Consider the following 22,676-nt stretch of genomic DNA (forward strand, 5'->3'; position numbering starts at 1 on the left):
TCCGGGTTGCCGGATAACAAGATTGCAGCATGTCCAGTAACAACAAAACCATCAACTCACAATTCTCAACCTTCAACAAATTTCCGCTGTGCCGCCCTTATTCCGAAGAAAAACATCAGAATGACTGAAATTCCAAGAAAAGCAAATGAGTATTTCCAAGACGGATCCCAATCGTGCAGCTTTCCAAAAACAGCAGGCCCGAATGCAGCAATCAGATAGCCTACAGACTGGGCCATTCCTGAAATTTTAATGGCATTGGCACTTGATTTTGTCCGTAATGAGAAAAATAAGATCGATAAGCTAAATGATAACCCATTCGATAGACCCAATAAAATTGCGGTCGCATAGATCCATTGTGACTTCAGCAAGGCAAACATGACAATACTTGCAAACATTAGGACACAAAGGAAAATGATCATTATTCGCTGATCTTTCATCTTATTGGCAATGATCGGTCCCACAAAAGTAATGGGAATCATGGAAATCTGAATGACGAACAATATCCAACCCGGAGCATTTCCATTCATTCCATAGTCATTAAGAACAGCAGGCAACCAGGAAATTAAAGAATAGTATACCAAAGACTGTAATCCCATAAAAATACTGATATTCCAGGCCTGAGCCGATTTGAACATATTAAAATCAGACTTTGCCATTGAGCTGTTAGCCTGTCGTACGCTGTTTTTATTTAACAATAATTCCAAAATAACGACCAATAAAGCCAAAAGGGCGATCACCAGCCATATTCCAAGGGAGCCACGCCATCCATACCCTGTCCATTCTCCAAGGCTCACGCTGTATCCCGAAGCCAAAGCAGCAGTAAGATTCATTGCCACTGCGAAAATACCGGTCATTAACCCGATCTGTTTTGGAAAATTATTTTTGATATAACCGGGTGTAATTACATTCCCTACACAGATTCCTAAACCGATAAATACGGATCCTGTAAATAGGGTCCAAACCGACCCGAAGACCCTTAAGAATAATCCAAAACTCAGAATAACCAATGCGTACAATAAAAACCTGTTGATACTGAACCGGTGAGAAAACCGGCTTACTAGTACAGAACAACTTGCAAACATCAGCAAAGGTATGGAAGTAAGCAGGCTGCTTTGAAAATTATCCAGGTGTAAAGACCGGCTGATCTGGTTCAGTACCGGTCCTACTGAAGTAATGGGTGAACGCAGGTTACTGGATACCAGAATAACCACCAAAACATTGATCAGTAATAGGATATATGATGCTTCTTTTCTTGTTTCGTTTTTCATAATGAGGATCAAAATTGTTACAGCAAAATTAATCATGTTATTTTGCATACATTTGCCATAATATTAATCTAAAACGACATGATGTCTTCCAAACCTCTCTTGAATGTCGATGATGTCAGCAACCCGTATTTTGTTTGGTTTGAAGATAACTGGCAGCATGATGATGTTCTTCATATTCATGAGAAAAAAGGACAGCTTGTGTATGTGGAAAGCGGGTTTCAATATCTTACAGTAGAAGGGAAAATGTATCTTTTACCCCAAAACCATGCGGCCTGGATTCCACCGAAGACTTTGCATAAAACCAATTCTCATTCTGAAAGTATCCGGCTGATGATTATGTTTTTTGATGTTGATACAGAAGATCCTTTTTACCATCAGGTTCATGTATTTTCAGTACCAGCAGTGTTGAGAGAAATGATCAGGTACGCTGAAAAATGGTCGATGAATACTACCGAAAACAACGATGAAAATATTTTCCTAAAAGCATTGTATAACGAGCTTCGTAACTTTGTGGCCGATTCTATTCAGCTTCACATCAGCCTTCCTCAGGATAAAAGATTAACGCAGGCGATCAATTACCTGAATACCCATTATACCGAAGATCTTAAAATGGAAGATCTGAGCGATATTGCTTCATTGTCACTCAGGTCCCTGGAAAGAATTTTTAAAAAAGAAACAGGACTTACGCTGATCAAGTATCAGCAGATACTTCGCATCATTAAAAGCATGGAATTACTAAGTGCCAATGAATGGACCATTTCTGAAATCGCTTTTCAGGTCGGATATAAAAGCCTGCAAGCCTACACCAACAGTTTTCAGTCGGTCATGCAATACAGGCCTAGTGATTTTATCAAAAACTTATGATCACACCTCATCCTTAGAGATCCATTTTTCAACATTTGGAGCCTCGTAATTCTTCATTTTCATTAAAAGGGTATCAATATTGTCATCTACGATCAGCATCTTTTGATTGGTTTCTTTTAAAAAACCTTTATCAACCATGTTCTGAGACATCTGTAACAGGTCATTATAGAACCCATTGACATTAAGAACAGCAATTGGCTTTTGATGCAACCCAAGCTGTGCCCAGGTCATCATTTCAAAAAGTTCTTCCAGTGTTCCATAACCGCCCGGCAGAGCAATAACCCCATCGGATAATTCGTTCATTTTCGTTTTACGTTCGTGCATCGTTTCTACCAGAATGAGTTCACTTAATCCCAGGTGGGCAATTTCTTTCCCCTGCAGAAAATGAGGAAGTATCCCTATTGCTTCCCCTTTGTTTTCCATAACCCCGTTAGCTACTGTTCCCATCAATCCGCTGATCGCACCGCCATATACCAAACCTATCTGCTCTTCCGCAAGCTTCTTTCCAAGCGCATAAGCTTGTTCTTCATAAACCGATTCGTTTCCAAAACTTGATCCACAAAATACGGTTAGTCTCTTTATCATAATTTCTCTTTTTAATAATTACTATCTGTACAAACACTTCTTATAAAACGGCAACCTGCTCTCTTTTCACTTTATGTTCCCTGATGATCAAATATACCAGAATTCCAAGTGCACATACTGCATAAGCTGATAAAATAATGATACTTAAACTGCCAACTGCCAGATCTGACGGGAACAACTGCCCCATTAAAGTCATAAATGACAGACCGATTCCTGCTCCCAGAAAATAGTTGGTGCTCGTTAAGCTTGAAGCAATCCCATAATGCGATGCATCCACATCCCGGATTCCCAGAATGGATAAACTTGTAAAGCAAAAGGTCATTCCTATTCCGGATATGCATGCGGCACCCAATAATACAATCGTTAATGGATGTCCCCAATAAATAGCTCCCAACAGAGATAAAGCTCCTGCCAGCATAAAAGACCATCCGAAAATTCCCATTTGTGCAGGATTCAGCTTTTTGGAAATCGCAGGTAATACAAATTTAGCCACTAACGCAGACATAACGCTGAAAGGAACCAACATCAATCCTGCGGAGGCGGCACTGTATTCCATATCTTTCTGAAGCATCAAAGAGATCAGGAATAAAAATCCAATGAAAAATGCACCCAGTGTAAAAAAGGCAATATTGGAAGCCATGAGTGATCTGTGTTGGAATAATTTGAGATCAATCAACGGCTGTTTGATGGTTCTGAGACGGTAGATTACAGAACCTAAAAGTATAACCGCAACCACAATTGATCCGATGACTAAAAAAGGCTGTTCCATAATCAGAATAAGCTCGTGTGTTCCATAGGTAAGGCTTAAAAGGCCTAAAACCAGCAATATTCCTGAAACGGCATCTGTTTTCTGCGTACCTTCCGATTTTTCATCTGCCGGAAGATATTGGTAAGCAAAAATAAGCGTCAGCAAAAGGATAGGTACATTGATCAGGAATACCCAATGCCAGCTTAGGTAAGTACTGATGATCCCTCCTATTGACAAGCCGCTTCCAGATCCGATCGCAGCAAAAGAGCTGAAAACACCCAATGCTTTATTCCTTTCCTGATTTTCCGTAAAAGTATGAGTAACGATAGATAATGCTGACGGCATGATAAATGCCGCTCCGAGTCCCTGTAAAGCCCTGAATATAGCCAGCATTTCGAAATGAGTGGAAAGCCCTGCTCCCAATGATGTCAGCATAAAAATTAACGCCCCCAGTAGGAACATTTTTTTACGTCCGATCTGGTCAGATAATTTCCCTCCGATAATCAGAAAGCCTCCGAAAAATAAAACATACAAGGTCTGAAGCCACTGAACAGTTTCTGCCCCGATATTGAACTGTTTCTGAATAGCAGGAATGGTAAGATTAATGATAGCAATATCCAAAGCCTCCACGAACGTTCCGATCGATGCGAGTATTAATATTAAATTTCTTCTTGTTCCCATACTATTCAAATTTCCTGCAAAATTAAAATTATTAGAACGTATGTAAAAATTTAGTTTTAAATTTGGAACAAAATATTTATACAAGACAAATAAAAGAACAAATGTTCTTTTAAGATAATATTACCATAAAAAAACAGAACAAATGCAACCCGAAAAATATACCCTCGACGAAAAAGACCTCTCTATCCTGCGTTTACTGCAAAAAGATGCCAAACTAAGTGTAAGGGATATTTCCACACGCATCAATCTTAGTCCGACACCCACCCATGAACGGATTAAGCGCATGGAAAAATCAGGAATTATTAAGGAATACACTACTGTTTTAGACCGGAAAAAAGTCAATAAAGGGATGATGGTCATATGTATGATCGCTTTGAACGCCCATAATAAAAAGATGGCTACAAAATTCATCGAAGAGGTCTGCAAATTAAAAGAAGTTGTTGAGTTTTATAACATCAGTGGTGATTTTGATTTTATGCTGAAGATCCTGGCTCCCAATATGGATGAGTTTCATGAGTTTTTTGTGAATAAACTTTCGGAGATTGAAGGGATCGGGCAGACAAAAAGTATTTTTGTGATGAACAGTATTAAAGAAAGCACTCAGATCATTTAAAGTTTTGTAAGCCCAAAGACATTCTTTTTTGAAGGTCAGGTTTTAAATTACAAGATTCCAATCACCGGTACATGTAAAGAAAAACACATTTTTGTATAAAATGCGGATCCTAATTAAGCCATCTTTCACCACCTTTAAAACCTACACATAAAAATTCTATTTTAAAAAATATTATAATCAACGCTTTCCATTTTAATTTAAGAAAGTTTTAATCAAATTTATCCTCCCATTTAATCAGGAATAGCTAAATTCAGGTGATCAATTAAAAATATTTGTTATGCCTTGGAATCCTGACGTTTACAATCAATTTAAAAATATCCGTTTCAAACCTTTTTTCGACCTTGCGGAACTCATTACCGGGGAAACGCCGATGAAGGCCATAGATTTAGGCTGTGGGACGGGAGAACAAACGGCTATTCTCACAGAAAAATTTCCCCAAGCCGAGTTTATCGGAATCGACTCCTCTCCGGAAATGCTTGAAAAATCCAAAACCCTGGAAAATGACCGGCTTCATTTCAGAATGTCCACCACGGAAGAGATGCTCACGGGTAATGAAACCTGGGACCTTATTTTCAGCAATGCAGCCCTTCAATGGTCTGATGATCACCCTCAGTTATTCCCCAAGCTGATCTCAAAACTTAAAACAAACGGACAGCTCGCCATCCAGATGCCTTACCAACCGGGAAACACCCTGAATAAGATCTTAACTGCTCTTGCCGGAGAAGAACCTTTTAAAAGCTATTTACAGGGATGGAACCGGCCTTCTGCAGTGCTCACGATAGATGAATATGCTCAGATCTTATTCGAGAACGGAATTGAAGAATTAAATCTTTTTCAAAAAGTGTATCCTATCATTGCGGAAGATCATGATACTTTGTTCAATTTTATTTCCGGTTCCGCTTTAATCCCCTATCTGGAAAGGCTGGATGAAGAACAACAAAAAGAATTTACCCACGAGTTTAAAGCCCGCATTGCTACAAGTTTCCCCAAGCTTCCTGCCATTTATGCATTTAAAAGAATCTTACTCTATGGAAGAAAAAAATAACGAGCTCAATTTACGCAAAGTAACATTCGGCGATTTAAAGACTGTTATAGAAATGCTGGCGGATGATGTACTGGGAAAAAACAGAGAGGAAGTTTCGGATCCCTTGAACGAGCAATATATCTCAGCCTTCAGAAGCATCGAACAAAACCCTAATCAGGATTTACTGGTTCTGGTCAATCGGGATGATGAGATCCTGGGAACCCTACAGGTCACGTACCTTCAATACCTCAACCACAAAGGAAGTAAACGTGCATTAATCGAATCTGTCCGTATCCATTCGTCGATGCGAGGGAAGGGTTTGGGTGAAAAAATGTTTCACCTGGTGATTCAACGGGCTAAAGAAAACGGAGCTGATGTCGTACAGCTGATGTCGGATAAAACAAGAACTGAGGCACTCAGGTTTTATAAAAAGCTTGGGTTCACCGCTTCCCATGAAGGCTTTAAAATGAAAATTTAAAATAAATCCGAAACTTTATAATTATCGTATATGCCTATGGAACACTGTATTAAAAAATAAATTAAATCAAAAGACAAAAATATTTTAAAACAGATGCAAGATTTTCGGATTACCGGATTTAAGATATAAACCAACTAATGTTACTTCGGAACCTGCTTTGGTATGGGCTTTGAACAAGAAAACAATATAATAAAACAAGGTAAAAAACTTAAAATAACAACAAAAAGCTATCATACAATGAAAAAAATACTAGCATTAGCGATTTTAACATTAGGAATATTCAACATGACCAGTTGTACGGCAAAGCCATCCGCACAGTCAGGAGATCAGGAAAAAGATATGACGATCGAAGCAAAAGGAAAGATCACGAAAATTGAAAATGGAAAAGATGGCTATATGGCCACCATTCAGGATGCTGACGGGAAAGAATATGTGGCAACGATCAGTATTGTGAACCTTCAGAAAAGCGGCAGTACCTACAAACGTTATGAAGTAGGTGATTCGATCTATGTAAAAGGCCCTTCCTGGAAAGATGATCAGGGCAAAGTATATATCAAGGCTGAACAGCTTAAACAATAAAGCAACCATTTTTTTAATAATTCTCTATCATGATATCCTTCAAAAAAAATTTGAAGGATATTTTTTGATGATCAGATCCAGGCCAATAAGCTCTGCATCGTAAATATACAGATAATTAGATGACATAAATAAATAGAATAGATATTAACCATAATCCAAAACAACCCTTTCAGTACTATATTCCAAACACTTACAGCTCTAAAATACATCCCACAAAAGTGACTAAAATATTATTTACACCATAATATTTCCTAAATTAGTGACAACTAATAACCATCAAAACTCAAATTTATGAGAACATCACTATTATGCGTGAAAAATAGCATAGCAGCGGCTATGGTATTTCTAACGGGTATGGCTGGCGCCCAACAATGGCTGGTCAATGGAAACAGCGGAATTGTACCCAACAATTACGTAGGTACTGTAGACAGCAGGATTCTGTATCTGAGAACAAACGGCGCCACTTCAAATCCCAATCAGGCACTTCTGAATGAATTCGGTTCGTTTATCGTAGAAACAACGAATAACACCAATGCGTCAAAAGCCAAAGGAAGCATTATTGCAGGAATATCCAATACTTTGGGAGGCCAGGCCGGCAGCAGCATTGTAGGTGGATGGACCAATAACCTCAGTAATGCGGGAGGAGCTAATATCGTAGGCGGACAGGATAATGCTGTTTTGAACAATGCCAGCAAATCGGTTGCACTGGGTTGGAAGAACATCATCAGGAACCATAATGAATTTGCACTAGGAGTGGGAATCGATCTTACCGAAGAGTATTCCGGAGGATTTGGAATCGACCTTGCAGCCGCAGGTAACCGTTCGTTCGTTATCGGAGCAGGAACCGGCGGAGCCAAGCTTACCAATACCATCCCCTATTCTATTATGTTGGGAATGTCCGGCAATTCAACAATGCTTATCAAAGACCAGAGTGTAGGAATACGGACCAACGCCCCTACAGCTAATTTCCATACCGTAGGAACCGTAAGGCTTCAGGATCTGCCCGTAGGAAGCGGACGCGCATTGGTTGTGGATTCTAACGGCAACGTCATGGTATCCAACTCAATTCTCTCCAGAACGGCCCCTTCTGATGAAACTGTTCAAAAGCTTGAAGACCGTATCAAAACCCTTGAAAATACTGTTGAAGAACTCAAGCAACTTCTTGTAAGCAAAAATACCATCACTGATATTTCCCTTTCGGATAACCCTTTCCTGGGGCAAAATGTCCCTAACCCGGCAAAGAATGAAACAAGTATCCGGTATTTTTTACCTCACCATATAAAAACCGCTTCACTGGACATCTACAATATTTCCGGACAGCTTATTAAATCTGTTCCTCTTCGTGAGAAAGGAAACGGAACGATACGACTTTCCGGGTCAGAACTTCAGTCCGGCACTTATGTGTATAAAATGACAGCAGACGGCAAAGTAACTGATGCCAAAAAGCTTATCATACAGGATTAAATTCTTGATATATTTTTTTCAAAAAAGCGGTCGCTGAGGTTATACCTTCAACGACCGTTTTTTTATTTCTCTGTATTTTTCAGATTTTCTTCGAAATACCGTCGGATTGCATCATTTACGTAGTCTTCACTTTCTATATCATGTCCTTTTCCGGGAACCAGGATGAGGTCATACCTTTTTCCGGCTTTCGTTAGCGCATCAATCATCCGGATGGTTGTTGAAAGCGGGGCATTTATATCGCTTGTTCCATGTATAAGAAGCAATTTACCTTTAAGGTTTGCGGCATGATGGGTATTCGTTCCCCATTCGTATCCTTCTTTATTATCTTCCGGCAGTCCCATATAAGGTTCATTAATTTCTGCGCCTTCTGTCAGTTCACCCGGTGCCGAAGCAATGCCGACCTTGTATAGGTCAGGCGCCATCAGCATAGCCCGGATGGCAAAATAGCCACCCCATGAATGGCCGCAAATACCAACACGCTTCATGTCCATATAGGAATATTTTTCCCCAAGCTGCCTGAAAACAGCCACACGATCTGCAATTTCATATCTTCCGATATTCCTGTAAACAGCATCCTGGAAAGCTTTGCTTCTTTCAACCGTTCCTCTTGTGTCCATCATTACTGTGATATATCCCAGCTGAGCTAATGCCTGTGCCTGAACCGAAAGTGATGTTGTAGGCCCGAACCGGTGAGGTACAATATTGATAAAAGGGCCGGCATACACCATTTCTACGACAGGATATTTTTTAGATGGATCGAAATCATAAGGTTTGTACATGATTCCATAAAGATCCGTAATTCCGTCAGCTGCCTTAGCTTTAAAAATTTCAGGAGCCCTGAATCCTATTTTCTGCAGCTTGGTGATATCAGACTGATGAACCTGTTGCAACCACTTTCCATCCGTTGTCCTGAGTTCAACGGCAGGAGCTGTATCCGGAGAGGAATGGGTATCCAGAAAATATTTCCCGGAAGGTGAAAACTGGGAATAGGTATGAATTCCGGGAGCGGGCGTTAATCTTTTACCATTTTTTCCGTTAAGACCGACGCTATATACATTGGTAGAATACACTTCTTTTTCGGCATTCGCCGTGAAGTAAATCAGTCCTGACTTTTCATTCGTTTTAATCACACCGGTGACCGGAAAATTTCCTGATGTCAGCTGGCGGACCAGTTTCCCATCCATACTATACAGGTAAAGATGTCTCCATCCGTCACGTTCTGACATCCATATAAAAGAAGGGCGCTCCTTCAAAAGGGTGACCTGACGTTTCCAGTTGCCGGTCAGGAAATCCAATCCGGCTACAAAGGTTTTAGCCTCTTCGCTCAGAATTGTCCTGCCTGCTCCGGTGTCAGGATTCGTGGCCAGAAACTCCAGTTTTTTCCCAAGACGGTCCAGGCGCATAAAAAGAATTTCTGAACCCTCCTGTGTCCATCCTACCGGAAATACATATTGGGGAGTGCCGGAACCTTCTTTTATGGTAATGCTGTTTCCGGAATCAATGTTCAGTACATACAGTTCTGGAATTTCAATAGCCCCGCCTGTCTTTGCATAGACAGTGTATGTCACAGATTCCTCAGGTTCCGAATAATCTATGACAGGCAAGTGATGAACCTTCCTTCCATCAGACCTCTTCAACAGCAGCCTTTTACCGTCTTTTGACCAGCACCCATTCTCGACGGTCCAGGGATAATCATCCGTTCCGCCGGTAGTAAGCTGTTGCTCTTTTGGGCCGGAATGGCTAATCAGCCATATATTGTGATCTTTCATAATAACAGATTGTTGCCCATCAGGCGACATAATGCCTGCCAATGGCTGTCTTACTTCTTCCTTTCCGTCAATTTTTAAGATCTTGTAATCGTTCAGGTACAGCCTAAACTTTTTATGTTCAACAAAAAATTCCGCAGCATTATCATCCTCTACAAAAACAAAATCACTGAACGGTAACCCCTTATTTTCCGGTTCCTTATCTAACCATGGAGTGAGTGATTTCCTTAAACGGTCCTGATCAAAAAAAGGACGCTTTGTATTGTGTTCCGGATCCACTTCATACACCATCGTATTTTCAGGAGTTCCCACCGCAAACCAGAAGCGGCTTCCATCCTTGTACCAATGCGGAATAATGTAGGTATCCCGGATCAGGGAATGGAACTTCAGATAATTCCGGTAACGGCCCTTGCTCGTTATGGTATCACTCACCTGTGCATGAGCAAAGGAAACCAGAAAAACGATCATAAGACCCACCTTCAGGATAGCATGTTTACACGAAATTTTCATGGAATGGATTTTTATGTGGAACCTTACAACTCATCTGTATTGTTTTAGCTTCTGCAGTTAGCTGCAATCTTATTAACAAGCTTTCTCAGCAGTTCAATCTCCTCCGGAGAAATGCCTTCAACTGCTTTTTTCCTGTTTGCATTCACGATGGGCTGAATATCGTTTAAAATATCTTTTCCCTCCCCGGTAAGGATGAGGTTAAACCGTCGTCTGTCTTCTTCAAAAGAATCTCTTTTCAAAAAGTTCCTTTTCACTAATAGCTCGATAATGCGGGTTACCGAAGCATGATCCTTAAAAGCCCGCCTCGCAATATCTTTCTGGGCAATTCCCGGATTTTCATTAATTATACTCAGGACCAGTCCCTGATCGATCGTAATGTCAAATCCCCTGTCATTGATCTGCTTCTGGGCAAACTGACGATAAGATTTGATCGATTCCTCTATGCTGTAAAAAATAGTATGTTCCGGTTGAGCCATCATTAATCATTTAATTGATATAAATATAATTGATATATCAAATATATAAATAAAATGAATACCAGGTAAAAAAATATATAAAAATTTAAAAGCCTGCAGCTGCAGGCTTTACACTGGGTTTATTATTATCCTTTTCGGGATTATTTTCCACTCACCGGGTTTCCATACAATACTTCTCCACCCTCAAGAGACATGATAATGGCTTCGTTGCTGTATATTCTCATTGTATCTTCATAGTTTTCAATCGCGAAGGCAAGCTCTGTATTGCCGAAAACGGCTTCACTGATATTCGCTGCCAATAATGCTGCATCCCTGAATGCTGTATTGGCTCCTAATCCGCCGGCGGGGCTCATCGCATGCACGGCATCCCCTAAAGCCGTAACATTCCCGGACACCCATTTTTCTTTAGGCAATGAAGATCTGATCGGACCCATGACTAAAGACTGCTGATCCCCGAAGTCCAGGAGGGCTTTTAATTGGGGGTGCCAATGATCGGTAACCCTTCGAATATGATTAAAAATCTCCTGTGAAGAAAGCGTATAAAAATCCTGCAAAGGCCATCCAAAAGCAGCCGGCTTTCCGATAAAAGCCCAATAGAAATAATCCTGCAACGGACTTAATGCATCCCATGAGCTATTGTATTTCAAAAAATCAAACTGCATCGCATCGGCAATTAATGAAAACTGATCTCCAAGAATCACAGAAGTTCCGGTCCGCAATTCGGCAGCAATTGCTTCGCGGTTTTCATCCGTTAGGAACGTCCTTCCGTAGATGGTTATATTTCCGGTATTTACTTTTTGGTCTCCGCAACATTCAGTGCCGATCCGGGAATTTACGCCATCTGCCGCAATAACGAGATCAGCAGTATACGTGCTTCCGTCAGCAAAAGAAAGCAATACTTCCCCGTTTTCCAGCCTGCGATAATCTGTTACCGCTTTTCCAAAATGGATCTTCTCTTCCAGACCTTGTACCAATATTTCCCGTAAAGTCAGCCGGTTGGGTTTCAGGTCGGGAACTTCCCGGATGCCGTCACTCCAGGAATCGACCAGCTCTTTTCCTGTTTTTTCAAGATGGGGAGTAAAAACTTTCAGGCCTTTGGTACGGGCAGCACAAGTTTCCATAAAAAGCTGATACAGCGGTTCCGGAAGACAATCTTCCAGTGCCTGCCTGCCCTGCTCATTGATCCTGATCCGGTATCCCTGGGTTCGTGTGTTCATCGCTTCGTCCTTTTCAAAAAGGACACATTGGATTCCTTTCTTTTTCAGTCCCTGGGCTAGGCATAAACCTCCTAATCCTGCACCTGCAATAGCAATTCGTATTTGCTTCTGTACCGGTATTTCATTCATTGTATATCCATGATTCATCGTTCTCGTTTTTTGATGATTGACGGATACAAAATTATCGGGTAATACAGGGGATTCCTATAGCAGATTAATGGTCTTTATGAGACAAATCTTTGTGATGGGACCTGAACTGAAGGGCGGTCATCCCTGTTCCTTTTTTGAAAAATCTCGAAAAATAAACAGGATCATCATAGCCTAATTCAACCGCGATCTGCTTAACGCTCATTTTCGTATAAAACAAAAGCCGGCGGGCTTCCAGCAACACCTCCTGCTGGATCCAGTAGCTGGCAGGATAGCCGGTTACTTCTTTGATCGCTTCGTTCAGATAAAGGGGCGTAATGACAAGGGATTGCGCATATTGCTGTACCTGCTTGATCTTTTTAAAATTTTCTTTCACCAGTTTTTTGAACTGCCGGGTAATGGTATACTTCTGTCCGGTACTGGTCTGCTCCGAAACCTGAAATTTCATGATCTGGGAAACCATCATTCCAATAACCGATTCTACCAAAGACTGTTTCACGGAAACCGTATGCAGGCTATCTGTTTCATCAATCTTTTCAAGTATTCCCGGAATATCAAAGACGACATCCCTTTCATTAACCTCCACCGATTGTCGGATCCATTGGTAGGTTTCCAGAACTTCCCGGTAATGTTGAGGAATGGCTCCCGTATCTACAAACAAAAACCAACCTTCCGCATCCTGCTGATGCACATACCGGTGAATCTGTCCCGGAGCTACAAAACACAGGAAAGCCCCCTTCAATCCTACGGTGTTGAAATCTACTTCAAGGGTAAAATCCCCTTTTTGCTGAAGGATAAACATATAATGATCGTCCCGGTGAATTCCGGTTTCCTTTTCAGATAAAACCGATAAAGGCATCAGCTTTATTCCAAAATCCTGCAGTTGGCGGTGATGAAGCGATATGTTGGAGTACTTTTCCAAGGGATCGAGTTGTGAAACTAAAGATAGTAATTATTCGTATAGGTCTGGTTTTTTATGACCGGAAAATACAACAGATCATTCTTTGCTGATCACATGATCAAACAAAAGCTCGGCAACCTCTTTATCACTCAGCTCCTGATGATCCCTGATTTCCTTAAGAAAATTAAAAAAATAAGGAAACCCAAATAAGCTGTAATACCTTATCCCATCTTTCACAAACTCCAGACTTCCTTCTGTCGTCTCAATTTCGAAAAATGCCAGGTTATTGTTCAGCTCTAAAGGCTGCTCCATATAGGCTTCGATCGCTTCGGAAGTCTGATCCAATGATTGTTCCTGACAAAAGTCTTTATAGGATCCTCCCTTGCGGAAGTAGTTGATTAATTCTTGTAGATTCATGTGGTTTCTTTATTTCTTATTTGTACAGAAAACTATTTTATCATGCTCCAAGTTAGAATGATAATTAAAAATCCTGTCTTCATTTTCCCATCTATTTTCACCAATCAAAAGCCCACCAGCAATGATATGATAAGCTTGCTCCTTTGATTGCAATTGAAAGATCTTCATATCATATTTTAATAAATTCCGATCAATACGTGCTGGTAACTCTTGTTCAGTGATTTCCTTAATATGTACTTGATCAAGCTTCATTGGAATATTAATATAACTTACTGCCCAAAATTCTAAGTCGATATTATAAGCGGTATCTTTTGAATAACCATCTAAATCTGGATATTTCATTTCACTCCGTAAAAGTAAAAAACTATGACTTACTGTATAAGCCCATAATTTAAAAGTCCGGTTAGAATAATATAGCACTTTCATATGATTCCTTTACCATATCATATTTGCCAGAAATACATATCAATAATTTCATTTTGGGATAGTATATAAATCTTTTAAAATTAATTATTTTTGAATGCTGATGAATAGCATTTTATATTTCCAGCACCCTAACAAATATTCCCACCACATTAAAATCAACCGTCTCCTCATCTCTAAGAACAATAGGTTTAAAATTCGGATCATTCGATTTTGGTAATAAAACTATTTCATCATGATGCCAACCTTCTTCATCGATCGATTTTTTACTTGAATATTCTTTAACGGTATAATTGCTGCCAAATTCTAAATCAGAAATATTTCTGCCTTCAACTAAAGTAATAAGCCCATTACGTGAACCTCCTGTATACTTTTTAAATAAACAAATACTGTTGTTAGGTATAATTTCATTCATCGATTCACCTAATACTTTACAAGCGAAATAATCATCATTACCACTTATTCCATCTACTTCAACGAACTTTATACTTTCTAGTTCTTGCAGTTCAGAAAAAGATCCTGCTGCAATATTGAGATCATAAAAGGGCATTGAAGTTTCAGTTGGATGATCTAGAAATTGTATTGGATTCTCTTCTTTTGAAATGGAATTAAAAGATTGGATGAACTGACTAAAGAAACGTCTTAAATTATCATTGCAAACATAAATATAAGTCCCCTCGATTCCCCGTAACAATATTGTTTTATAAATATTGATGATAAAATCTAATAACTCATCTTCATTCTTAATGGAATTTTTTCCATTCTTATCCTTGTATTTTTGCTTGTCTACAGTTAGCTTTCCAAGTTCAAAATTATAATCCAATTCTGGACCGATAATAACTCCGGTATAGTTCAGATCATAACCTTGCGTTGTATGAATACACCCTACTTCGTTGATAGAATTTACAGAGTTAACCCAATCTATAGAAGTACTGTTCCACTTTAACCTGTTCTCACCAATAATGATATCGTACGCTTCTGGATTTTTATTTGAAACCCATTCCCAGGCATATCCTGCAACCATTCTTGACAAACTATGAATTTCATTTTTCTTTTTTATTCGATCCACCATCTCTCCGAGATCATCAAATAAGTAAAATTCATAATCATCAGTTCTATATTTTTCTTTTGGAAGAATTGAAGGCTCATCAAAAAGTTTATGAATCAGAGTTATATAATTATTTCCACCACGAACACGAAATTGAGTTTTTAGTTTTTCGACCCGAGTATAAGGTTCTAATTCAAGTTTTTGAAAACTCTCTTTAAGAGTATCTGAAGGTTTTATAGATTGATATTGGTCATAGAAAATGATTGATTTTTCACTCTGCTTAATAACCCAATCTAATTCTGAAGAAGTATATTTATCTAATCCTAACTTCTCACTATTAGTATCAAATGTTCCAAAATAGGAACCCAGATTCACCCTTCTTCTCAAACGATGTCCTTCATCAACAATGATGAGGTCATATTTATTTTTTGATAGTTCTGACGGTCCAATAACCATCTTACTGGATAAACCATTAATATTTTTAAATACGTTAGAAATGGTTTTTCTAAAAGAAGCCATTGGGATTACCAATGCCATATTCAAATCAGAAAACTTCTCTTTAACTTTTTGTAATAAAGAAAAAAGCTCCTCATCTTCTTCATCAAAATCTGCGTAATTAAAGTCTTCTAAATTAGTTTTAAGAAGTTTGAATAAAAAAATAGCTAAAATAGATTTACCAGTCCCTGCTCCTCCATGAATGAGACTTACTTTAGCCCTTTCATCCAACAGACAGCTAAAGATTGTTTTCAAACTTTTAACTTGTTCTTTAGAAAGCGATTTATAAGGTGAGTATTTGAAAAGGTCAGAATTATTAATATGGTCTAATGAATGTCGAGCAATACCTAATTGTCTAAGTTCATCCCAAATATCTTTAAATAGCTCCCAATATACTTTCTTTTCATGATATTGATGATTCGAAATTCCCAGATTACCATTTTGCAATGTATATTGTCCATCCGCTGAGATATATTTAATCAAGTTAGCTTCAAGGTCTAATGTAGCTGACTTATGAAAAAGTTCACTTAAAATAAGATTTACAGATGATAGCTTTTTCTTTTCTTCCGATTTAAGATGCGTGTTTAGTCGGGTTATTATATCAGTAGTTTCTCCGACATATGCAGACTTATCCTGACTATTTTTAAGCAGGTACACTATTGGCCAGGATGTATAATCTTTATGATTAAAATTAATATAAGTTTCAGCGAGATAATCGAAGCCGTATTCTTCAGTAATTGTAAAATTTTTCATTTATCAAAATCTACAATTCATCATATTTATCCGACTTCCCTTTTGCTTTGTCCACAGGATATTTCTCACCGTTTTTATGTAGTTTTTTTAAAATGATATTGTTGATATCTATTTTATTCTTATCTGCAAGAAGAATCCCATACATAAATACATCAGCAAGCTCCTCTTCTAACTTGTCTCTATTAAAATCTTCATTTTGTTTCCATAAAAAAACTTCTAAAAGCTCAGACGCTTCAATGGATAGTGCTAATGCCAAATCCTTTGAATTATGGAACTGTTGCCAATCTCGTTCATCACGAAATTTTAAAAGCTGTTCTACAGTGCTTTTGTCTATCATAAAAAAAGTTTAATAAAGTAACAATTCAAATTAAATTTAAAAATAATAAATCTAGGAAATAAATATCTTAAAAATATGAGTTTTTCAGGAACTTTTTCTAAAAGTTCATTATAAATTCTCACCTCATCCCCAAAATCCTCCCATTATCAACCGTCCTCCCCATCGTAAGCTATTTTCAAGAAAATTCATTTCATTTATCAACAATGTTTCACTCCCCATCCGTTCACTCCAGGGTATTCCCAACAAATGTACTCAACAAAACAGGAACAGCAATCCGTAGAAAAACTGATTTTTTCAGAAAGAAAACAACCTCTTTAGCCGAAAAACGATAAAAAAAGCAAAAATAATTCACATTAGAGCTGGAATTCTCAATATTTATAAACAATTATATATCAATATATTAACCAATACAAGACTCCTCTCAAAGCTACCACATTCGACCGGTAATTCACGATCCGGCAATACAATTCCTCCTATTTCTTACCCACGTGATTTAAAAACCATTTTTTTTGTAAATTTCAAAAATAATTTATTATTATTTACAAATAACTAATACCATGACAACTGAAAGTATTTACCAATCCATTAAAAAATGGAAAACTTTAATTGACGCTTACAAGAGCGGAATTGACGGAAGCGAGGCGGAAATCCTGGGCTATCTCAATCAAGGCACGCACTTTTCTGTTTCCGGAAAGGAGATCGACCAATGGAAAATTAATCTTGGGAATTCAGAAGACCCAAAGATCCATGCGTACCTGGGTATTGATGAGGACCGGCTTAAGTTCTTCCTGATCGATTCCGAAAGCGATAAGACCGCAGATTTCAATGATATTGTCATCAGGGAATTCACCCGCGATTCCCCTAATGTCACCGTACAAAACACCACCAACCTGGAAATTGATCCGCCGATCACTTCGGAATCAGCGATCAACCGTAATTTCAGATGGAATATGTATTGTACGACCTGGCTGAAGGCCCAGAAAGTTCAGGACTTCGTCCAGATAGTAGCAATTCCGTTTGCAGATTTTGACCGCCTGGGACTGGATGGTGATCAATCCGGCACCTGTTTCTTCGGACTTACGGATGATCCTGAGAATGCCTCTGTCTTCGCTTATCATGTGGAGATCATTACCGTAAAAGACCTTACGATCAGCGAAATGAGTAAAACCGCAGAGAACTACTCCACTCCGCGACCTCCGTTTACTGCTGCTGATCCTGTTGACAATTACCAACTTTTGAAAAAAAGCGGTGCTTTCTTATAATGACCTATCCCTCTGTTTACAGGTACTGATCAACCTCACCCTATTCACCGGGCTGATCCTATTGGTAAGAAGGGGGATAACCTCCAAGGAAGCGATCCTGCTATTCCTGCTGGGTGAACTGGCCCTGGAACTGACGGACCTCGTGGACCGCCTGCTGAAATTAAACACACTGAACACCTACAACTATGCATTGAGCCAGTCTTTTGGCCTTATAATGCTCACCGAGATCTACAGCAAATACTGTATTAAGCTTACCCAAACGCTCAGGTGGATGATCTACCTCTATGCTGCGGTATTCCTGGTCATCAATATCGTGAATGTCCGGGATCATACACCAGCTACCTTTTATTCCAACATCATCAGCAGTATTATCATCTGTAGTTTTGCGGCAGCTTATTTTGTGAAGGTATTGAAAAGAGGAAGCGTAGAAAAAAGCGTGTTGATCTTCAACATCTCTGTTTTTCTTTTTTTTTCTGTTGAATGCCTGATCTCCACTACTTTTGATTTCCTGATCAGCAATCACCTGGAATGGGTGGCTCCGATCTGGCTTTTCAGAGGGATCCTGTTATGGTGTTTTTATCTTGCTCTTATTAATCTGGGATGTTGCAGTGGGAAAATCCGGGCCTGGTAGTTGAATGGATATGGATTGGCATTGGTTTATTCCTTTTAACAACAATACTGATCACCGTATTGGTGGTGAACTACCTGAAAAGCATCAAGAAAAGCAGGCAGAAAGTAATGCAGCTCGTCCGAAACACCCAGACGGAATGCTGGGAAAATACCCTACACATCCAGGAAAAGGACCGGGAACGGCTTGCGGAAGAACTTCATGATAACATAATCTCCAACCTGAACCTGATCCGCCTGAACATCAATCATAAAAACAGGGACGAACTGAACCTGGATCTGAAACAATCGATGCAGCTGATCCGGGAATTATCCCACAACCTGACGCCTCCGGATCTGGGGGAGATTACGTTAACGGATCTGATCGCTGATTACCTGGACCAGATCAGTAAAACCATAGAGATCGATTACCGTCACAGGGTTACCGATGCATCGATCAGCAGTCCGGTAAAATTAAATATGTTCAGGATCGTCCAGGAGCTGGTCACCAATACTTTAAAACATGCCAATGCCACCAGGATTGATGTATCATTAAGGATATCACTGGAATACCTGATGCTGACCATTGAAGATAACGGAAACGGATTCCGCCAGGAAAACAATTACAACGGGATCGGCCTCAGAAATATTCAGTCCAGGGCACAAAAAATCAGCGCAGCGTATAAGCTGAAGTCGAAACCGGAGAAAGGGACAAAGTTTATAGCGTGTGTGGTAATAGAGTGATGGGGAGTTGAGGGTGTGAGTTTTGAGGGTTTGAGAGTTTGGGGGTTTGAGGGTTTTGGAGATGGCGGGTGAGAGAGTGAGGAAAAGTGGAAAATTGAAAGTGGGAAATTGTGAAAAGGCAGAATTGCTGAGGGGTTGAAAGACTAAACTGCGGAAACGTGAAATCGTAAAATAGTAAAATGGCTGAAAAGCAAAGGGGCGAAATGACTGAAAGAGGAAAAAAGAAATCCGCCTATTTGCCCATTTGCCTAAATAAAAATTAAAAAATGAAAAACTTAAAAATTAAAATTGGTATCGTAGATGATGACCTGTTGTTTGTACAACTTTTAAAAAACTACATCGATCAGGATGATCGTTACGAAGTGGTAATGACCTCAACAAGTGGTCATCATTTTCTGAATGAAACGAACATTGATCTGCCGGACGTCCTTTTGCTGGACCTCAGAATGGCTAACGGGGACGGTATTGAAGTTATGTCCGCCCTGCCACAAAAGGAAGCGGAGGTAAAAATCATTGTCCTCTCCAGCTTTTACCGCCGGTCATTTATGGGACAAATGCTGAAAATGGGAGCCCATGCTTTTTTATCCAAGGAAATTGAGCTTGATGAGCTTTTAAAGGTGATCGATGCAGTGCATCATCATGGCCATTATTTTTCCGATGAACAGGTGGATGTGATGCGCGGACAGCTGTCCAATAAACTTCCGGAGTTTCATGCCTACTCTAAAGACGATCTTACGGAAAGGGAAATTGATGTGTTGCGATTGGTTTGCCAGCAGCTCAGCACCAAAGAAATTGCAGATCATTTATTCATCTCTCCCAAAACAGTGGAGACCCACAAAACCAACCTGATGATCAAAACCAGTGTGAAAAATATGGCCGGGCTGGTGATCTATGCGGTACAGAATAATTTTGTGAATGCTCACGAGATCGTACTGCTGGATAAATAGCTGGAAAACGGTGGTTGAGAGTTGAGAGTTGATGAGTGATGATTGATACTGAAGAGAATACAAATTTGTGAGGGTTATTTTTACCGGTTATATAATTTGTATTCTTTTTCAGTATTATCTGTTTTGAAAGATCATTTTTGAAATTTGCCCTGAAATTATATTGCAGGAGCACTAATTATTGATTTCTTCAACCGTATGCTTTATACGGGGAAGGTTACGGTATTCTCTGTATGCTTCTATATTCGCTCTTCCCATATTCGGAAATACCCAGCTTCCAAAACCTTGATTTATGGTAGAAAAATTATTGTATCCACCTCCTTCAAGGATAACATATGTATTCCCGTCATTCTCATCTACAAATGCCAGATCCAAATACCCTTCACTGAAAACGTGTCCCGGCTCAGCATAATTTCTCATCGTCATGTTTTCATCATCATGAGTCATTCTCACCTGTCCGCCGAACATAGCCGTTGTGACTACGTTCTGACCTCTTCTTCCCATGAAGACCCCTCCTTCCCCTCTCATCGCACCTGGTACTGTTTGCCCTACAAAATTCTTTGAATGTTCAAAAAGCAAGCGCGCATTCAAATCGTAATCCGTAGGTCCTGCCAGTATTTTAAATTTAAATTTATGTTCGTCGTAACAGATCTTCCAGCTCAGGGCTCTCCCCAGAATACGGAAAGGTTCCATGAACGGTGATCCTATTCTTCCTGCGGGTGATACGATCTGATCAACAAAACGAAGTTGAGGGGCAAATTGCGGCAAACGCAAGATGTGTCTGTAAACCGGTGTTGCATTATCCCAACGGACGCGCATAGCTCTTGTTACCAGCACCACTCCATCTTTTAAAAATCCCATATTAATTTTATTTTAGGTTATTAAGGTTTTATCCTATTAAAAAAATCAGGGAGAATCAATAAAGCATTCTCCCTGAACAATATAATTCTAAAAACACGCTCTGATTAAGATGGATTCAGCATCTTAGCGATAGAAATAGCATCCGCTACGGTATCCACGCTATAGATCTGCATCACGCCTTGTGTAGTCGCTGCCTGACCTAGAATGTTCTGTTGATTTTGCGTATTTACCGCATTTTCAAACATGATCCCGGTAGAGTGCGCTGCTGTCTGATACACATTCCCTAAAGCGATAGCCGGAGCTTCTGCCACTACTTTTACGTTGGACTGCGTTACAGCATCTGTGATTTGTTCATTAACTACTGTTGCCATAATGATAATTGTTATTAGATTTTATACGGCCGGACTCTCCGGCTGTGGTTGTATTGTGTTTCCCGCTATTGCAGAAATGAGGTATTAAGATCCTGCGTTAAGCATTTGAGCAATAGAAATCGCATCTGCTACGGTATCCATGCTGTAGATCTGCATCACCCCTTGTGTTGTTGCAGCCTGTCCTAAAATATTTTGCTGGTTTTGGTTATTTACCGCATTTTCGAACATGATCCCGGTTGAATGCGCCGCCGTTTGGTATACATTTCCTAAAGCGATTGCAGGAGCTTCTGCTACTACCTTTACGTTGGATTGGGTTACTGCGTCTGTAATTTGTTCATTAACTACTGTTGCCATAATGATTGATGTTGATTAGAGTTTTAAAAATGATCAGTCGATCCGATCATGGTTATTGATTTTTAAGAGTTCGGGTTAAGCATTCTTGCAATAGAGATTGCGTCCGCTACGGTATCCAGGCTATAGATCTGCATTACACCTTGTGTAGTGGCCGCCTGTCCTAAAATATTTTGCTGATTTTGATTATTTACTGCATTCTCAAACATGATTCCTGTTGAATGCGCCGCTGTCTGGTATACATTCCCTAAAGCGATTGCCGGAGCTTCTGCCACTACTTTTACGTTCGTTTGCGTTACCGCGTCCGTGATTTGTTCGTTAACTACTGTTGCCATATTATTAATTTTTAATTTGATTTTGAATAACAACCGGATGATCCGGTTGTTACAAGGTTATATTTTGCTTTTACGCGTGGGAGCTTTTATGCCGGATTCAGCATCTTTGCAATAGAAAGAGCATCTGCAATGGTATCTATACTATAGATCCTCATTACGCCCTGCGTATTAGCCGCCTGTCCTAAAATATTTTGCTGATTTTGCGTATTCACCGCATTTTCAAACATAATTCCCGTTGAGTGAGCGGCAGTCTGATACACATTACCCAAAGCCATAGCCGGAGATTCCGCTACTACTTTCACATTCGCCTGGGTAACGGCATCCGTAATTTGTTCATTAACTACTGTTGCCATAATGATTGTTGTTGATTAGAGTTTTCTTTAACCTGATATTCCGGTTATGGTTATC

General features: G+C 39.6%; 26 protein-coding genes. 10 read left to right on the forward strand and 16 right to left on the reverse strand.

The window, feature by feature from the left end:
- Positions 1–65 precede the first annotated feature (65 nt).
- A complete protein-coding gene (locus PFY10_07045) occupies positions 66–1,268 on the reverse strand; it encodes an MFS transporter (GenBank protein ID WBV58199.1) in 1,203 nt (400 codons plus the stop codon).
- A gap of 81 nt (positions 1,269–1,349) precedes the next feature.
- On the opposite strand from PFY10_07045, the gene PFY10_07050 reads away from it, so the two are divergent.
- A complete protein-coding gene (locus tag PFY10_07050) occupies positions 1,350–2,132 on the forward strand; it encodes an AraC family transcriptional regulator (protein ID WBV58200.1) in 783 nt (260 codons plus the stop codon).
- On the opposite strand, the gene PFY10_07055 is transcribed toward PFY10_07050, so the two are convergent.
- Positions 2,133–2,717: a TIGR00730 family Rossman fold protein gene (locus PFY10_07055; GenBank protein ID WBV58201.1), complete on the reverse strand. Its 585-nt coding sequence runs from the start codon at positions 2,715–2,717 to the stop codon at positions 2,133–2,135.
- Between the two features lie 40 nt (positions 2,718–2,757).
- On the reverse strand, positions 2,758–4,146 hold the full coding sequence (locus PFY10_07060; protein ID WBV58202.1) for an MFS transporter: 1,389 nt from the start codon (positions 4,144–4,146) through the stop codon (positions 2,758–2,760).
- Positions 4,147–4,288: 142 nt separating this feature from the next.
- On the opposite strand from PFY10_07060, the gene PFY10_07065 reads away from it, so the two are divergent.
- The 5 genes from PFY10_07065 to PFY10_07085 all read left to right on the forward strand — a co-directional run bounded on the left by PFY10_07065 (position 4,289) and on the right by PFY10_07085 (position 8,304).
- On the forward strand, positions 4,289–4,759 hold the full coding sequence (locus PFY10_07065) for an Lrp/AsnC family transcriptional regulator (protein WBV58203.1): 471 nt from the start codon (positions 4,289–4,291) through the stop codon (positions 4,757–4,759).
- Between the two features lie 277 nt (positions 4,760–5,036).
- On the forward strand, positions 5,037–5,804 hold the full coding sequence (locus PFY10_07070) for a methyltransferase domain-containing protein (GenBank protein WBV58204.1): 768 nt from the start codon (positions 5,037–5,039) through the stop codon (positions 5,802–5,804).
- A complete protein-coding gene (locus PFY10_07075) occupies positions 5,788–6,261 on the forward strand; it encodes a GNAT family N-acetyltransferase (GenBank protein ID WBV58205.1) in 474 nt (157 codons plus the stop codon). Before PFY10_07070 ends, PFY10_07075 begins: the two co-directional genes overlap by 17 nt.
- A 237-nt stretch (positions 6,262–6,498) precedes the next feature.
- Positions 6,499–6,840: a hypothetical protein gene (locus PFY10_07080; protein WBV58206.1), complete on the forward strand. Its 342-nt coding sequence runs from the start codon at positions 6,499–6,501 to the stop codon at positions 6,838–6,840.
- 291 nt (positions 6,841–7,131) lie between these two features.
- A complete protein-coding gene (locus tag PFY10_07085; protein ID WBV58207.1) occupies positions 7,132–8,304 on the forward strand; it encodes a T9SS type A sorting domain-containing protein in 1,173 nt (390 codons plus the stop codon).
- Positions 8,305–8,366: 62 nt separating this feature from the next.
- Here PFY10_07085 and PFY10_07090 read toward each other — a convergent pair whose 3' ends face one another.
- The 8 genes from PFY10_07090 to PFY10_07125 form a co-directional block, all read right to left on the reverse strand.
- Positions 8,367–10,580 carry a DPP IV N-terminal domain-containing protein gene (locus PFY10_07090; GenBank protein WBV58208.1) on the reverse strand — a complete coding sequence of 738 codons (2,214 nt, stop codon included), beginning with the start codon at positions 10,578–10,580 and terminating at the stop codon, positions 8,367–8,369.
- A gap of 44 nt (positions 10,581–10,624) precedes the next feature.
- Entirely contained in the window at positions 10,625–11,056 is a 432-nt protein-coding gene (locus tag PFY10_07095; protein WBV58209.1) for a MarR family transcriptional regulator, read from the reverse strand.
- Between the two features lie 140 nt (positions 11,057–11,196).
- The gene (locus tag PFY10_07100; protein ID WBV58210.1) at positions 11,197–12,420 is read right to left on the reverse strand and encodes an NAD(P)/FAD-dependent oxidoreductase; all 1,224 of its coding nucleotides are present in this window, start codon (positions 12,418–12,420) and stop codon (positions 11,197–11,199) included.
- Between the two features lie 67 nt (positions 12,421–12,487).
- Entirely contained in the window at positions 12,488–13,342 is an 855-nt protein-coding gene (locus PFY10_07105) for a helix-turn-helix domain-containing protein (protein ID WBV58211.1), read from the reverse strand.
- 75 nt (positions 13,343–13,417) lie between these two features.
- Entirely contained in the window at positions 13,418–13,738 is a 321-nt protein-coding gene (locus PFY10_07110; GenBank protein WBV58212.1) for a hypothetical protein, read from the reverse strand.
- A 9-nt stretch (positions 13,739–13,747) separates the two neighbouring features.
- Positions 13,748–14,080, reverse strand: coding sequence for a hypothetical protein (locus PFY10_07115; protein ID WBV58213.1), 333 nt, complete (start codon positions 14,078–14,080; stop codon positions 13,748–13,750).
- Between the two features lie 196 nt (positions 14,081–14,276).
- Positions 14,277–16,457, reverse strand: coding sequence for a DUF2075 domain-containing protein (locus tag PFY10_07120; protein WBV58214.1), 2,181 nt, complete (start codon positions 16,455–16,457; stop codon positions 14,277–14,279).
- Between the two features lie 10 nt (positions 16,458–16,467).
- Positions 16,468–16,794, reverse strand: a complete 327-nt coding sequence (locus PFY10_07125; protein ID WBV58215.1) for a nucleotide pyrophosphohydrolase — start codon at positions 16,792–16,794, stop codon at positions 16,468–16,470.
- A 557-nt stretch (positions 16,795–17,351) separates the two neighbouring features.
- Between PFY10_07125 and PFY10_07130 the strand changes: the two genes are divergently transcribed.
- The 4 genes from PFY10_07130 (at position 17,352) to PFY10_07145 (ending at position 20,353) form a co-directional block, all read left to right on the forward strand.
- Positions 17,352–18,056 (forward strand): hypothetical protein, encoded by a 705-nt coding sequence (locus PFY10_07130; GenBank protein ID WBV58216.1) that lies wholly within the window; start codon positions 17,352–17,354, stop codon positions 18,054–18,056.
- The gene (locus PFY10_07135) at positions 18,043–18,687 is read left to right on the forward strand and encodes a hypothetical protein (GenBank protein ID WBV58217.1); all 645 of its coding nucleotides are present in this window, start codon (positions 18,043–18,045) and stop codon (positions 18,685–18,687) included. The genes PFY10_07130 and PFY10_07135 overlap by 14 nt, the downstream gene beginning before the upstream one ends.
- Entirely contained in the window at positions 18,657–19,406 is a 750-nt protein-coding gene (locus PFY10_07140; protein ID WBV58218.1) for an ATP-binding protein, read from the forward strand. The genes PFY10_07135 and PFY10_07140 overlap by 31 nt, the downstream gene beginning before the upstream one ends.
- 266 nt (positions 19,407–19,672) lie before the next feature.
- Complete coding sequence (locus tag PFY10_07145) at positions 19,673–20,353, forward strand: response regulator transcription factor (protein WBV58219.1); 681 nt, start codon at positions 19,673–19,675, stop codon at positions 20,351–20,353.
- A gap of 171 nt (positions 20,354–20,524) precedes the next feature.
- Here the strand turns inward: PFY10_07145 and PFY10_07150 are convergent, their stop codons facing one another.
- From PFY10_07150 to PFY10_07170, 5 genes are all read right to left on the reverse strand, one after another.
- Positions 20,525–21,211, reverse strand: a complete 687-nt coding sequence (locus tag PFY10_07150; GenBank protein ID WBV58220.1) for a hypothetical protein — start codon at positions 21,209–21,211, stop codon at positions 20,525–20,527.
- 104 nt (positions 21,212–21,315) lie between these two features.
- Positions 21,316–21,582, reverse strand: coding sequence for a RebB family R body protein (locus tag PFY10_07155; GenBank protein WBV58221.1), 267 nt, complete (start codon positions 21,580–21,582; stop codon positions 21,316–21,318).
- Positions 21,583–21,666: 84 nt separating this feature from the next.
- A complete protein-coding gene (locus PFY10_07160; protein ID WBV58222.1) occupies positions 21,667–21,936 on the reverse strand; it encodes a RebB family R body protein in 270 nt (89 codons plus the stop codon).
- Between the two features lie 62 nt (positions 21,937–21,998).
- Entirely contained in the window at positions 21,999–22,268 is a 270-nt protein-coding gene (locus PFY10_07165; GenBank protein ID WBV58223.1) for a RebB family R body protein, read from the reverse strand.
- A gap of 86 nt (positions 22,269–22,354) precedes the next feature.
- Positions 22,355–22,621, reverse strand: coding sequence for a RebB family R body protein (locus tag PFY10_07170; protein WBV58224.1), 267 nt, complete (start codon positions 22,619–22,621; stop codon positions 22,355–22,357).
- Between the last annotated feature and the right edge of the window lie 55 nt (positions 22,622–22,676).

The sequence above is a fragment of the Chryseobacterium daecheongense genome (assembly GCA_027920525.1).
In the GTDB taxonomy this organism is placed as follows: Bacteria; Bacteroidota; Bacteroidia; order Flavobacteriales; family Weeksellaceae; genus Chryseobacterium; species Chryseobacterium proteolyticum.